Annotated in this window: 11 protein-coding genes; 8 read left to right on the top strand and 3 right to left on the bottom strand. The window is 70.5% G+C overall.

All coding sequences use genetic code 11. The features are described 5' to 3' along the window. Positions 1-1,872, bottom strand: coding sequence for a peptidylprolyl isomerase (locus ACFSNB_RS00570; RefSeq protein WP_377313472.1), 1,872 nt, complete (start codon positions 1,870-1,872; stop codon positions 1-3). Between the two features lie 280 nt (positions 1,873-2,152). Here ACFSNB_RS00570 and ACFSNB_RS00565 point away from each other — a divergent pair, with 280 nt between their 5' ends. Then, positions 2,153-2,293, top strand: a complete 141-nt coding sequence (locus tag ACFSNB_RS00565) for a hypothetical protein (RefSeq protein ID WP_377313470.1) — start codon at positions 2,153-2,155, stop codon at positions 2,291-2,293. 24 nt (positions 2,294-2,317) lie between these two features. Here ACFSNB_RS00565 and ACFSNB_RS00560 read toward each other — a convergent pair whose 3' ends face one another. After that, complete coding sequence (locus tag ACFSNB_RS00560; protein ID WP_377313468.1) at positions 2,318-2,701, bottom strand: hypothetical protein; 384 nt, start codon at positions 2,699-2,701, stop codon at positions 2,318-2,320. A 124-nt stretch (positions 2,702-2,825) separates the two neighbouring features. Between ACFSNB_RS00560 and ACFSNB_RS00555 the strand changes: the two genes are divergently transcribed. Further along, a complete protein-coding gene (locus tag ACFSNB_RS00555) occupies positions 2,826-3,380 on the top strand; it encodes a thioredoxin family protein (protein ID WP_377313466.1) in 555 nt (184 codons plus the stop codon). Here the strand turns inward: ACFSNB_RS00555 and ACFSNB_RS00550 are convergent. Next, positions 3,358-4,026: a TetR/AcrR family transcriptional regulator gene (locus ACFSNB_RS00550; protein ID WP_377313464.1), complete on the bottom strand. Its 669-nt coding sequence runs from the start codon at positions 4,024-4,026 to the stop codon at positions 3,358-3,360. The two genes, ACFSNB_RS00555 and ACFSNB_RS00550, sit on opposite strands and share 23 nt — an antisense overlap. Before the next feature lie 125 nt (positions 4,027-4,151). On the opposite strand from ACFSNB_RS00550, the gene shc reads away from it, so the two are divergent. The 6 genes from shc (at position 4,152) to ACFSNB_RS00520 (ending at position 12,481) form a co-directional block, all read left to right on the top strand. Then, the gene (gene shc / locus ACFSNB_RS00545) at positions 4,152-6,311 is read left to right on the top strand and encodes a squalene--hopene cyclase (RefSeq protein WP_377313462.1); all 2,160 of its coding nucleotides are present in this window, start codon (positions 4,152-4,154) and stop codon (positions 6,309-6,311) included. Between the two features lie 134 nt (positions 6,312-6,445). After that, positions 6,446-7,144: a tetratricopeptide repeat protein gene (locus ACFSNB_RS00540; protein ID WP_377313460.1), complete on the top strand. Its 699-nt coding sequence runs from the start codon at positions 6,446-6,448 to the stop codon at positions 7,142-7,144. Positions 7,145-7,149: 5 nt separating this feature from the next. After that, positions 7,150-8,484 (top strand): outer membrane protein assembly factor BamB family protein, encoded by a 1,335-nt coding sequence (locus ACFSNB_RS00535; protein ID WP_377313458.1) that lies wholly within the window; start codon positions 7,150-7,152, stop codon positions 8,482-8,484. Between the two features lie 21 nt (positions 8,485-8,505). Then, complete coding sequence (der, locus tag ACFSNB_RS00530) at positions 8,506-9,948, top strand: ribosome biogenesis GTPase Der (protein WP_377313456.1); 1,443 nt, start codon at positions 8,506-8,508, stop codon at positions 9,946-9,948. Between the two features lie 387 nt (positions 9,949-10,335). Beyond that, entirely contained in the window at positions 10,336-10,857 is a 522-nt protein-coding gene (locus ACFSNB_RS00525; protein ID WP_377313455.1) for a PAS domain-containing protein, read from the top strand. Then, entirely contained in the window at positions 10,832-12,481 is a 1,650-nt protein-coding gene (locus ACFSNB_RS00520; protein WP_377313453.1) for a methyl-accepting chemotaxis protein, read from the top strand. The genes ACFSNB_RS00525 and ACFSNB_RS00520 overlap by 26 nt, the downstream gene beginning before the upstream one ends. Positions 12,482-12,620 lie beyond the last annotated feature (139 nt).

Genomic DNA, 12,620 nt, shown 5'->3' with positions numbered 1-12,620 from the left:
TCACTCTTCGTTGCTCAGTTGTTGACGGTCCACCTTGACGCCGATCGCGGCGTTGAGGGCGGCGATGAACTGGTCGGCGACATCGTTGGCCAGATTCTGGGCGATGCGGCGACGCTCGGATTCGGCCGCCGGCTTGGCGGCCTGGGGATCGAACGGCAGGACCTCGGCGACCCGGGCGATCAGGGTGGCGCCGGGCAGATCGCCGCTGACCACCTCGCCGGGCTTGGCGGCGAACAGGCCGGCGATCACCGGCGGCGGCAGGGCCACCCCTTCGCCGCCCTGGCGCTGGAACGGCTTGGTCCGACTGGGGCGCAGTCCGGCCGACTGGGCGACGGTGGCGAGGGATTCGCCGGCCTTCAGCCGCTCGACCAGCTTGTCGGCCTTGGCGCGGGCCTGCTCGTGACGGCGCTCGGCCTGCCAGCGGGCGGTGACCTCGGCCTTGATCTCGGCCAGCGGACGCGGCGCGGGCGGGGTGACCTGATCGACCCGGACCAGGAAGTAGCCGTTGTCGGGCACCTCGGTCAGCGGGCTTTCGGTGTTGGGCTCGGTGTGGAAGGCGACGTCGAGGAACTGGTCGGACTTGGGCAGGTCGGGGACCGGCTTGCCGTTGGCGCCGCGCCCCTGGGCGTCGACCGCCGGGATCTTGGTCACCTTGAGGTTGAAGCGGCCGGCCGCCTCCTCCAGGGTGGCACCGCCGCCCAGCGCGTCCTCGAGCTTGTTCGACATCTCGGCCAGGGCGTCGAGCGCCTTTTCGCGGCGCAGGTCCTGTTCGAGCCGGGCGCGGACGTCGTTGAAGGACTGGACCTTGCCCGGCTGGATCGCGGCGACGCGGACGACGTGCCAGCCGAGCGCGGTCTTGACCGGCTGGCCGGTGGCGCCGGCCCCGAGCCGGAACACCGCGTCGGACAGCCCCTCGGGCAGGTCGCGGCGCTCGACCCAGCCGAGATCGATGATGTCGCGCCCGAGCGCCTTGGCGACGGCGGCGAGATCCTTGCCCTGGCCGAGCAGTTCATAGGCGCGGGCGACGTCGGACTGGCCGTCGATCACGATCTGCGCCACCTGCCGGCGTTCGGGGGTGGAGAATTCCTCCTGCCGCTGCTGGAACGAATCGCGCAGCATCGCCTCGTCGATGGCGATGCCGGCGGCGACGTCGGCCGGGCGCAGCAGCAGCACGGTCAGGGCGCGGCTCTCGGGGGCGATGAAGCGCTCGGTGTTGGCCTTGTAATAGGCCTCGAGGGTGGCGGCGTCGGGCGCGGCCGGCAGCGGCACGCTGGCATCGTCGAGCTGGAGCGTGTCGGCGGTGCGGCGCTCGCCGCGCCAGCGCAGCAGCGGATCGGCCAGCGCCGCCGGGGCGGCGAGGCCGCCGGTCAGCGCGTCGGCCAATTGGTTGCGCACCATGTTGCCGCGCTCAATGCGCAGGAAGGAGTCCTCGGACAGGCCGGCGCGGGCGAGGCGCGAGCGGAACAGCTCGCGGTCGAACTGGCCGCCCGGGCCGTGGAAGGCCGGGTTGGCGGTGATCCGGCGCAGGATCACCTCGTCCACCGCGACCAACCCGAGCCCCCGCGCTGCCTCGTCGATCAGCGAACGGGTGATCACGGTATCGACGGTGCGGTCGAGGATGCCGAGCTTGCGCGCCTCCTCGGCGGTCAGCTTGCCGCCGAACAGCGGTTGCAGCCGCTCGATCTCGCGTTTGAATTCGTTCAGCACCTCGGGCGCGGTCACGGCGGTGCGGCCGACCTCGATCGCCGGGCCCCGGCTGGCGCCGCCGCGAACGACGTCGCCCACCCCCCAGACCACGAAGCTGAGAGCGAGCAGGGCGAACAGAATCCTGACCACCCAGGTCTTTGAAAATCTACGGAAAACGTCGAGCATCGGCGGTGGGGGGTCCCGGGTTGGGGAAACGGCGGCCAGCCCCCGCGGGGAGGCGGCCACGCGCCAAGGAAGCCGCATCATAAGGACGCCCGGACTCGCCCGCAACCCGGAACTGCCCGGAAACCGGACAAGAAAAAGCGGTCTGCGCCCCCGCCCGCCGAGGAGATCCAAGGGCCGCCGACCCTTGGCGGGCAGGGGCGGAGCCCACCCGCTTGCCACCGCCCGGCCCCCATGCCATGCTTCCCCGGCAAACAAATGAGGGGGGCCTCGGGAGGAGCCAATGGGATTTCATCGTCATTTCGGCTTGCCGCAAAGCAACCGCAACCGCCCCGAGCGCTCTCCCCTGCCGGCTCTGCTGGTGTTCGGCGCCACCGTTCTCGCCGTGATCGTCGCGTTGCTGGTGATCGTCGCCGAGTTCTGACCCCGGCGCCCTGCCCCGCCCCGGTCAGCGGATCGGGGTCGAGGGCGGCACGAAGCCGAGCAGGTGATCGTTGCCCTCGTTGTAGGGCTGGGCGTAGCAGGTCGGCTTGGCCAGGGTGGTGTAGCAATAGACCGGCTGCGGCGGCGGGGGCCGGCCCGGCCAGTCGCGGCAATAGGCCTCGCCCCGTTCGGCCCGCGGGCTCGAACAATCCTTGTCGGTGATCCAGCCCCAGATGTGATCGCCGACGGTCTTGTGGGTGTTGATCAGGCTGAGCGCCTCGAACTGCATCAGCATGTAGGGATCGGCCACCTGGCCGGGATGCATCGACAGGCCATCCCGGGTCAAGAAGCAGCCGGCGAGCGGGACGATCAGCGCCAGCGCGGCCAAGGAGGCAACACGAGACACCATCTTCCCTGATCCCCTACCATGGTACTTTGTTGTATTGTGATGACCCGCCGGGGGTGAATCAATGGGCAGTTTCTGCCGGGAATTCCTCACCCTGGCCCGATTCCTGCCGAGGAGAGACAGCGCCATGGCGGCCGAAGCCCCGACCGACCGACTGGGCCTGGTGGCCCCCGACTTCACCCTGCCCGACAGCGCGGGCCGGCTGTGGAGCCTTGATCAGATCGCCGGAGCGCGCGGCACCCTGATCGTGTTCATGTGCAACCATTGTCCCTATGTGCTGGCGATCATCGACCGGCTGGTCCGCGACGCCGCCGAGTTGCAGGCGTTCGGCATCGGCGTCGCCGCGATCAATGCCAACGATGAAGCGGCCTATCCCGAGGATTCGTTCGCGGCGATGGCCCCGTTCGCCCAGGCCCACCGCCTGCCCTTCCCCTATCTGCGCGACGAGAGCCAGGCGGTGGCGCGGGCCTATGACGCGGTCTGCACCCCGGATTTCTACGGCTTCGACGCCGGCCGGGTGCTGCGCTATCGCGGCCGGCTCGATTCCTCCGGCCGCGAGCCCGCCGCCCCCGACGTCCGCCGCGAACTGGTCGAGGCGATGCGGCTGGTCGCCGCCGGCCAGACCCCGCCCGACCCCAAACCCTGCATCGGCTGCTCGATCAAGTGGCGGACGGAGGCGTAGCGCCCACGCCCCGGCCGAGCCCGCCGATCAACAGCCGCCATGCCGCCTCGAAAAAGGCCTCGCGGTCCTGGTCGCCGTGGAACGGGGCGATCCCCATCATCGCCTGATCGATCGCCCAGCCGGTGATCAGCCCCATCACCGCCCGCTCGGTGTGCTCGACGTCGCAATCGGCGCGGATCTGGCGATTGTGGCGCGCCGCCTCGAGCAGGCGGCGGATGGTGGCGAGATAGGGCTGGATCGCCCGGAACTGGACCCGGTTGACCAGTTCGGGAAAGCGCGAGGCCTCGGCCGCCAGCAGGCGGTAGACCGCGACCGATTCCGGCAGCACCACGAACTGGAGCAGGCTGCGGCAGCTTTCCTTCAGTGCCTGGAGCGGGTTGGAGATGTCCTTCTCGAACCGGCTGGCCGCCTCGACCAGCGGGGCGCACAGCCCGGCCACCACCGCCTCGAACAGCTTTTCCTTGTTGGGATGGCGGCGATAGATGCTGTTCTTGCCGGTGCCGGCCTGCTCGGCGATCTGTTCGAGCGAGGTCGCGGCGTAGCCGTTGGCGATGAACAGCCGGGTGGCGGCGGCCAGGATGCGGCGGTCGAGCGCCTGCGATCCCTCGGCGCTCGGCCGTCCCTGTCGCCCGCATGGATACGCCATCACCTCGGTCACGCCTCCCCTCCGATCAGAAATGGTGCTTGACGGCGGCGCCGCCAGCTTTTAGTGAAAACGGAACGGAACCGTATCGTTACGTTTTGATCCCCTCAAGCTTTTTTCGGTGACACATGAACAATCCAGGCGCACGCCCCCGCTCGGGCACCCCGCAGGCGGAGCATGACGGCGCGGAACAGGGGCGGACCACCCCGCCCCGCACCCGGCTGGTCTCGGCCATCGGCCAGGACAGCCCGCCGCCCGCCGCCGCCCCCGCCAACGAGGATGGCCGCGCCGCCGCCGGCGTCGCCGGGGCGATCGAGCGCGCCGGGGCCTGGCTGTTCGCGCGGCAGAAGGCGGACGGGCACTGGGTCGGCCGGCTCGAATCCAACGCCTGCATGGAGGCGCAATGGTGCCTCGCGCTGTGGTTCCTCGGCCTCGAGGACCATCCGCTGCGGCAGCGGCTGGGGCAGGCGCTGCTCGACACCCAGCGCGCCGATGGCTCGTGGGAGGTCTATCATCAGGCCGCCGGCGGCGACATCAACACCACGGTCGAGGCCTATGCCGCGCTGCGTTCGCTCGGCTACCCGGCCGACGATCCCCGGCTGGCGCGGGCCTGCGCCTGGATCCTGGCCAAGGGCGGGCTCGGCAAGGTGCGGGTGTTCACCCGCTACTGGCTGGCGCTGATCGGCGAATGGCCGTGGGAGCAGACCCCCAACCTGCCGCCCGAGGTGGTGTGGCTGCCGCGCTGGATGCCGTTCTGCATCTATAATTTCTCGCAATGGGCCCGGGCGACCCTGATGCCGCTGGCGGTGCTGTCGGCGCGGCGGCCGAGCCGTCCGCTGCCGGCCGAAAACCGCCTCGACGCGCTGTTCCCCGAGGGGCGCGAGCACTTCGATTACCGTCTGCCGGCGCGGGCCGGGGCCGGGCTGTGGGACCGCTTCTTCCGCGCCACCGACCGGGCGCTGCACCGGTTGCAGGATTTCGGCCAGCGCCATGGCCTGTCGCTGTGGCGCGGCCCGGCGCTGGCCCAGACGCTGGAATGGATCCTGCGCCACCAGGATGCCGACGGCGGCTGGGGCGGGATTCAGCCGCCGTGGGTCTACGGCCTGATGGCGCTGCACACCGAGGGCTACGCCGTCACCCACCCGGTGATGGCCAAGGGCCTCGCCGCGCTCGATGATCCGGGCTGGCGGGTCGATCGCGACGCGGCGAGCTGGATCCAGGCCAGCAACAGCCCGGTGTGGGACACCATGCTCGCCCTGATCGCCTGCGACGACACCGGCCTCGCCGAGCGCCAGCCGGCGGCGGTGGCCCGCGCGGTGCAGTGGCTGCTCGACCGCCAGATCCGCCGTCCCGGCGACTGGTCGGGCAAGCTGCCCCATGTCCGTCCCGGCGGCTGGGCGTTCGAATATGCCAACGACCAGTATCCCGACATCGACGACACCGCCACCGCCCTGATCGCGCTGGCGCCGTTCCGCGCCGACCCGGCGTGGCAGGCCAAGGGGATCGAGGAGGCGATCACCCTCGGCATCGACTGGCTGGTGGCGATGCAGAGCGAAAGCGGCGGCTGGGGCGCGTTCGACAAGGACAACAACCGCGCGATCCTGACCAAGATCCCGTTCTGCGATTTCGGCGAGGCGCTCGATCCGCCCTCGGCCGACGTCACCGCCCACATCGTCGAGGCCTTCGCCCGGCTCGGCCTGCCGGCCAGCCATCCGGCGATGGTGCGGGCGCTGGCCTATCTGCGCCGCGAGCAGGAGGCCGACGGCCCGTGGTTCGGCCGCTGGGGCGTCAATTACATCTACGGCACCGGCGCGGTGCTGCCGGCGCTGGCGGCGATCGGCGAGGACATGAGCCAGCCTTATGTCGGCCGCGCCTGCGACTGGCTGCTGTCGCGCCAGCAGGAAGACGGCGGCTGGGGCGAAAGCTGCGCCTCCTACATCGATCCGTCGCTGGCCGGGCGCGGCGACGTCACCGCCTCGCAGACCGCCTGGGCGCTGCTGGGCCTGCTCGCCGCCAACCGCCCGGGCGACCGCGCCGCGATCGAGCGCGGCTGCCGCTTCCTGGTCGAGCGCCAGCAGGGCGGCACCTGGGAGGAGCCGCACTTCACCGCCACCGGCTTCCCCGGCTACGGCGTCGGCCAGTCGATCCGCCTCGACGACCCGGCCCTGTCGGACCGGCTGATGCAGGGCACCGAACTGTCGCGCGCCTTCATGCTGCGCTACGACCTCTACCGCCATTATTTCCCGATGATGGCGCTGGGCCGGGCGGCGCGGCGCGGCATCGGCTGAGGCGGAACGGCGGCGGCCCCGGCCGGGACCGCCGCCCCCTTTCGCCCGGCCGGGGCTCGACTCAAGCGGGATTTGCCAAGCCGGCCGGGGCGGACTATGGTACGGCGCGGCTGGTGTCCGGCCACGAACCCCCCATGGAGAGCGTTTTGACCCAGTCGCAGCAGCACGACGACGCCGCCGCCGACCTTCTGATCCAGGAGGTCGAGACCGAACTCAGAAACGAACAGATGGCGCGGCTGTGGCGCCGACACGGGCCGATCCTGGTCGGCATCGCCCTGGCCGCCGTGCTGGGCGTCGCCGGCTGGCAGGGCTGGCGGGCCTGGGACAGCCAGCAGCGCAAGGTCGCCTCGCAGGACTTCACCGAAATCGGCGCCAGCCTGGACCAGGGCAAGCGCGACGACGCCATCGCCGAACTGGGCCGGATGGCCGCCACCGCCCCGAGCGGCTACCGCCTGCTCGCCAACATGCGCCTCGCCGACCTGCGCCAGCAGCAGGGCGACACCGCCGCCGCCGCCGCGATCTACCGCGCCGTCGCCGCCGACAGCGCCGCCGACGCCGCCTATCGCGACATGGCGACGGTGCGGCTGGGCTATCTCACCCTCGATTCGGCCGACCCGGCCGAACTGGCCCACCGCCTCGACCCGCTCGCCGCCGAATCGAGCCCGTGGCGCCATTCCGCCCGCGAGATCCTGGCCCTGCTCGCCCTGCGCCAGGGCGACCGTCCGCGCGCCGCCGAGATGTTCGGCCGGCTGGCCGAGGACCCCGCCACCCCCGAGGGGATGCGCCGCCGCGCCGCCGAGATGCGGGCGATCGCCGCCACCGGTCAGGGCTGAACCCGATGAGCGGCCGCGCTTCCTGGCCCGCTTTGGCGCTGCTGCTGGCCTCGGCCCTGCCGCTCGGCGGGTGCGATACCGGCTGGCTGGGCGAAAAGGCCGCGCCGCCGCTGCCGGGCAAGCGGATCTCGGTGCTGTCGCACGACAAGCTGCTCGAACCCGAGATCGCCGGCCCCGCCGTCCAGGTGGTGCTGCCCCCGCCCGAACCCAACGACGAATGGCCCCAGGCCGGCGGCTTTTCCAACCACGCCATGCACCACATGGAGGTGGCCGGCAACCTGCACGAGGCCTGGTCGAGCGATGCCGGCAGCGGCAGCGGCAAGCGCCGCCGCCTGCTCGGCCAGCCGGTGGTGGCCGAGAACCACGTCTTCACCGTCGATGCCGATTCCCAGGTGACCGCCTTCGACGCCCGCACCGGCAAGCGGCTGTGGCGCGCGGACACCATCCCCGACAATGATTTCGAGGTCTATACCAGCGGCGGCATCGCCTATGACGAGGGCAGGCTATTCGTCGCCACCGGCTTTGCCCAGGTGGTGGCGCTCGACGCCCGCACCGGCCGGCTGCTGTGGCGCCAGACCGTGTCGGGGCCGATGCGCGGCGCCCCCACCGTGCGCGGCGGCCGCGTCTTCGCCATCACCGTCGACAACCAGACCTATGCCCTGGCCGCCGATGACGGCGCGGTGCTGTGGACCCATTCCGGCATCGCCGAGATCGCCGGCCTGCTCGCCGGCAACAGCCCGGCGGTCGATGGCAACATGGTGGTGGTGCCCTATTCCTCGGGCGAGCTGTTCGCGCTGCGGGTCGATAGCGGGGTGCCGATCTGGCAGGATTCGCTGGTCACCATCCGCCGCACCGAGACGGTCGGCGCCCTGATGGACATCCGCGGCCGGCCGATCATCGATCGCGGCCGGGTCTATGCCATCAGCAACGGCGACATGCTGGTCTGCCTCGACCAGCGCACCGGCCGCCGGCTGTGGGAAAAGGAAATCGGCGGGGTGCAGAGCCCCTGGATCGCCGGCGATTTCCTGTTCCTGGTCACCACCCACAACGAAGCGATCGCGCTGGAGGCCAAGACCGGCCGGGTGGTGTGGGTGACCCAGATGCAGACCTGGAAGGACCCCTCGGACAAATCCGGGCGGGTGCTGTGGTCCGGGCCGGTGCTGGCCTCCGACCGTCTCATTCTCGGCAGTTCGAACGGACTGATGGTGGCGCTGTCGCCTTATACCGGCGATATGCTGGGCTGGCAGGAGGCCCCCGACGGGGTGACCATCCCGCCGGTGGTGGCCAATGGCACGCTGTACTTCCTGACCGACGACGCCGAACTCGTCGCCTATCGCTGAGTTGCAGGAACCCTTTTCCGTATGACCTTCACCGTCGCCATCGTCGGACGGCCCAATGTCGGCAAGTCCACCCTGTTCAATCGCCTGATCGGGCGCAAGCTGGCGATCGTCCACGATCAGCCCGGCATCACCCGCGACCGCCGCGACGGCGACGCCAGCCTGCTCGGGCTCGATTTCCGCGTCGTCGATACCGCCGGCTTCGAGGATGAGACCGACGACAGCATCGAGGCGCGGATGCGCCGTCAGACCGACCGCGCCGTCGCCGACGCCGATGTCGCCCTGCTGCTGATCGACGCCCGCGCCGGGGTGACCCCGCTCGACCGTCATTTCGCCGACCATCTGCGCCGCCAGCGCACCCCGGTGATCCTGGTCGCCAACAAATGCGAGGGCAAGGCCGGCGCCCCCGGCCTGTACGAATGCTACGCCCTCGGCCTGGGCGAGCCGGTGCCGGTGTCGGCCGAGCATGGCGAGGGCCTGCTCGAACTGTTCGAGGCGCTGCTGCCCCACGCCCGCAAGGCCGGGGTCCGCTTCGCCGACGAGATCGAGGAGGAGGAACGCCTCGCCGCCGAGGAAGCGGCGGCGCGCGGCGAGACCGAGGCCGCGACCGAGGGCGAGGGCGACGAGGTGATCGACCCCGCCCCCGAGCCCGGCCGGCCGCTGACGATGGTGATCGTCGGCCGCCCCAATGTCGGCAAATCGACCCTGATCAACCAGCTGCTGGGCGAGGAGCGGATGCTGACCGGCCCCGAGGCCGGGCTGACCCGCGACGCGATCGGGGTCGAATGGACCCACCAGGGCCGCGCGATGAAGCTGGTCGATACCGCCGGCCTGCGCCGCAAGGCGCAGATCCATGACGCGGTCGAGAAGCTGTCGGTCGGCAACACGCTGGAATCGATCCGCCGCGCCGAGGTGGTGGTGCTGGTGATGGACGCGGCGCAGATCCTCGACAAGCAGGACCTGACCATCCTGCGCCTGATCGTCGAGGAAGGCCGCGCGGTGGTGATCGCCATCAACAAATGGGACACGGTCGATCAGCCCCAGCAGGCGCTGGGCCGGCTGCGCGACCGGCTGGAAACCTCGGCGCCGCAGATCAAGGGAGTCCGCACCGTCACCCTGTCGGCGCTGACCGGGCGCGGGCTCGACCGGCTGATGGACGCGGTGATCGAGTCGTGGACGGTGTGGAACCGCCGGGTGCCGACGGCGCGGCTCAACCGCTGGCTGGCCGAGATGCTCGACCGCCACCCGCCGCCGGCCCTGCCCGGGGGCCGGCGCTACAAGATCCGCTACATGACCCAGATCAAGGGCCGGCCGCCGACCTTTGCCCTGTTCGCCACCCGGCCGGACGAGCTGCCCGAATCCTATCAGCGTTATCTGGTCAACGGCCTGCGCGACGCCTTCGACCTCCAGGGCGTGCCGATCCGCCTCTATGTCCGGGGCGGCCGCAACCCCTACGCCGAGGACTGATCCCGCGCCCCTTGCGCGTGACACACACGGGTTGCGCGGGCTCTGCCCGCCCCCGCCAAGGGCCGCAAGGCCCTTGGAACCCTTTCCCTTGCCCTTCGCGCGGCAGGCCCCCGCGCCCAAGCTGAAAGGCCGCTCCGCGCCCGACCACCCATGGGTTCCAAGGGCCTTGCGGCCCTTGGCGGGGGTGGGCGGAGCCCACACGCGGGGCAGCAACCAATACCTTCACCTGACACACCAATCCTCCCCTCTCCGGCATCGCCTTTCATTCTAATTTAGATCTTTGGCTTTAGTCTGTTTCGCGTGCCGACGCCTTGCCGGCCGCGCTGGCGCGACTCCGCCAACACTTAAAAATCGAAAAAACGACAAAAACCGGATGGAGACGGGAGAATGGGCGGGGATTTGGTGGTACCGGGACGGGAAGTGACGTTCGCCGACAACGAACTGATTGTCTCGAAAACCGACCTGCAGGGCCGGATCACCTATTGCAACGACGTCTTCGTCCGGGTGTCGGGCTATCGCGAGGCGGAATTGCTGGGGAAGCCCCACAATGTCATCCGCCACGCGGCGATGCCACGGACGATCTTCCGCCTGCTGTGGGAAACCATCGGGCGGGGCGAGGAAATCTTCGCCTACGTCGTCAACCGCTGCAAGAACGGCGACCATTATTGGGTGCTGGCCCACGTCACCCCCGACTGGGCCGCCGATGGCAGCCCGATCGGCTACCATTCCAACCGCCGGGTGGCGCGGCGCGAGGCGCTGGCGGCGATCCGGCCGCTTTACGCCCGCCTCGCCGAGGCCGAGGCCGGCGCGGCCGACCGCAAGGCCGGGCTGGAGGCAGGCGGCGCGCTGCTCGAATCGATTCTGGCGGAAAAGGGAAAGAGCTATGAGCAGTTTGTCCTCGAACTCTAAGGCCCTGCTCGCCCTTGCCGTCGCGCTGGCCGGGCAGGCCGCCGCCGCCGTCTCGGCCGCCGCCCTCGGCCGTCCCGACCTCGCCCTCGCCGCCGCCCTGCCCGCCCTGGCGGTGATGGCGGCGGGCGGATGGGCGCTGGCCAGCCGCCGCGCCCTGCGCCGCACCGCCGCCACCCTGGCCGCCGCCGCCGATGGCGCCCTGCATGTCCGGCTCCATCCGGGCGGGGGCGGCGGCGAGGGCGAACTCCAGCGCGCCCTCAACCGCCTGCTCGACCAGACCGAGGCCTTCGCCAAGGAAATCGACGCGGCGATGCGCGCCGCCGCCGAAGCGCGGTTCCACCGCCGGATCATCGCCAGCGGCATGCGCGGCGAATTCGGCCGCTACGTCACCCGGGTCAACGCCACCCTCGACCTGATGAAAACCCAGTCCGAAACCCTGCGGATGTTCACCACCCGGATGTTGCAGAACGCGGTGACGATCTCGATGACCGTCAACGAGGGGGCGATCGCCAACGCCCGCATCGTCGGCGGGGTCCGCCGCGCCCGCGACGAGGCCCACGGCATGGCCGCCACCGCCGAGCAATTGCTGGCCAGCATCCAGGAAATCAGCAGCCAGAGCGAGGGCGCCGCCAGCCGTTCGGCCGAGGCGCGGGCGGTGACCGAATCGGGGCGGCGGGCGGTCACCACCGCGATGAGCGAGTTCGCCTCGATCGAGACGGCGGTGCATGACGCCGCCGGCCGGGTCGATGCCCTGGCCCGGGCCTCGGCGGCGATCGGCGACATCCTGGCCTCGATCGAGGAGATCGCCAGCCAGACCAACCTGCTGGCCTTGAACGCCACCATCGAAGCGGCCCGCGCCGGCGAGGCCGGCAAGGGCTTCGCGGTGGTGGCCGGCGAGGTCAAGAGCCTCGCCAACCAGACCGCGCGCGCCACCATCGACATCGGCGGACGGATCCAGAAGCTGCGCGACGAGATGGAAGGCATCATCGCCACGATGAAAAGCGGCTCGGAGGCGATCATGCAGGGGCGCGGCTCGATGGAGGCGATGGGGCAGCGGATGGAGGAGATCGGCCAACTGGTCGACGACACCAACCAGCGGATGGGCACGGTGTCGCGCATCCTCGGCGAACAGGCCGCCGCCACCACCGAGATCTCGGCCACCATCCACAAACTGGTCAGCCTGGGCGAGGCCAATGCCGAGGGGATCGAGCAGAGCACCCGGTCGCTCGGCAATGTCGAGGAGGAGGTGTCGGGCCAGCTCGCGCTGCTGATGGACCAGCAGATCCACAACAAGATCGTGATGGTCGCCAAGGCCGACCACGTGCTGTGGAAGAAGCGGCTGGTCGACATGATGACCGGCAAGGTCAAGCTGTCGGCCGACGAACTGGCGAACGAGCACACCTGCCGGCTGGGCAAATGGTATTACGGCTCGGGCTCGGCCCATTTCCACGGCCACCCCGCCTTCACCGAACTGGAACCCCATCATCGCGACGTGCACCAGAACGGCATCGCGGCGGTCAGGGCCTACAATGACGGCCATTTCGAGCAGGCGATGGCCTACATCGCCGAGGTCGAGAAGGCCTCGCAGGGGGTGCTGACCAACCTCGACCGGCTGATGGCCTGACACCGCCCATCCCTGACCAACCTCCTTTTTTAGAAAAAGGGAGAGGTCTGGAGGCGCCAGCCTCCAGGCGGGGGGCGGGGCGGCAGCCCCGCGGCGGGCTGAAACGGACCCCGCCCCCTAAATCTTGCCACGCCGCCCG

The sequence above is a fragment of the Phaeospirillum tilakii genome (genome assembly GCF_042683125.1).
In the GTDB taxonomy this organism is placed as follows: Bacteria; Pseudomonadota; Alphaproteobacteria; order Rhodospirillales; family Magnetospirillaceae; genus Phaeospirillum; species Phaeospirillum tilakii.
This window is presented reverse-complemented; position numbering and strand designations above follow the sequence as displayed.

What these genes read in the sequence shown, in the direction of transcription:
- ACFSNB_RS00570 (WP_377313472.1), bottom strand. Translation starts at nt 1,872, where the DNA reads ATGCTCGACGTTTTCCGTAGATTTTCAAAGACCTGGGTGGTCAGGATT.
- ACFSNB_RS00565 (WP_377313470.1), top strand. Translation starts at nt 2,153, where the DNA reads ATGGGATTTCATCGTCATTTCGGCTTGCCGCAAAGCAACCGCAACCGC.
- ACFSNB_RS00560 (WP_377313468.1), bottom strand. Translation starts at nt 2,701, where the DNA reads ATGGTGTCTCGTGTTGCCTCCTTGGCCGCGCTGGCGCTGATCGTCCCG.
- ACFSNB_RS00555 (WP_377313466.1), top strand. Translation starts at nt 2,826, where the DNA reads ATGGCGGCCGAAGCCCCGACCGACCGACTGGGCCTGGTGGCCCCCGAC.
- ACFSNB_RS00550 (WP_377313464.1), bottom strand. Translation starts at nt 4,026, where the DNA reads ATGGCGTATCCATGCGGGCGACAGGGACGGCCGAGCGCCGAGGGATCG.
- shc (WP_377313462.1), top strand. Translation starts at nt 4,152, where the DNA reads ATGAACAATCCAGGCGCACGCCCCCGCTCGGGCACCCCGCAGGCGGAG.
- ACFSNB_RS00540 (WP_377313460.1), top strand. Translation starts at nt 6,446, where the DNA reads ATGGAGAGCGTTTTGACCCAGTCGCAGCAGCACGACGACGCCGCCGCC.
- ACFSNB_RS00535 (WP_377313458.1), top strand. Translation starts at nt 7,150, where the DNA reads ATGAGCGGCCGCGCTTCCTGGCCCGCTTTGGCGCTGCTGCTGGCCTCG.
- der (WP_377313456.1), top strand. Translation starts at nt 8,506, where the DNA reads ATGACCTTCACCGTCGCCATCGTCGGACGGCCCAATGTCGGCAAGTCC.
- ACFSNB_RS00525 (WP_377313455.1), top strand. Translation starts at nt 10,336, where the DNA reads ATGGGCGGGGATTTGGTGGTACCGGGACGGGAAGTGACGTTCGCCGAC.
- ACFSNB_RS00520 (WP_377313453.1), top strand. Translation starts at nt 10,832, where the DNA reads ATGAGCAGTTTGTCCTCGAACTCTAAGGCCCTGCTCGCCCTTGCCGTC.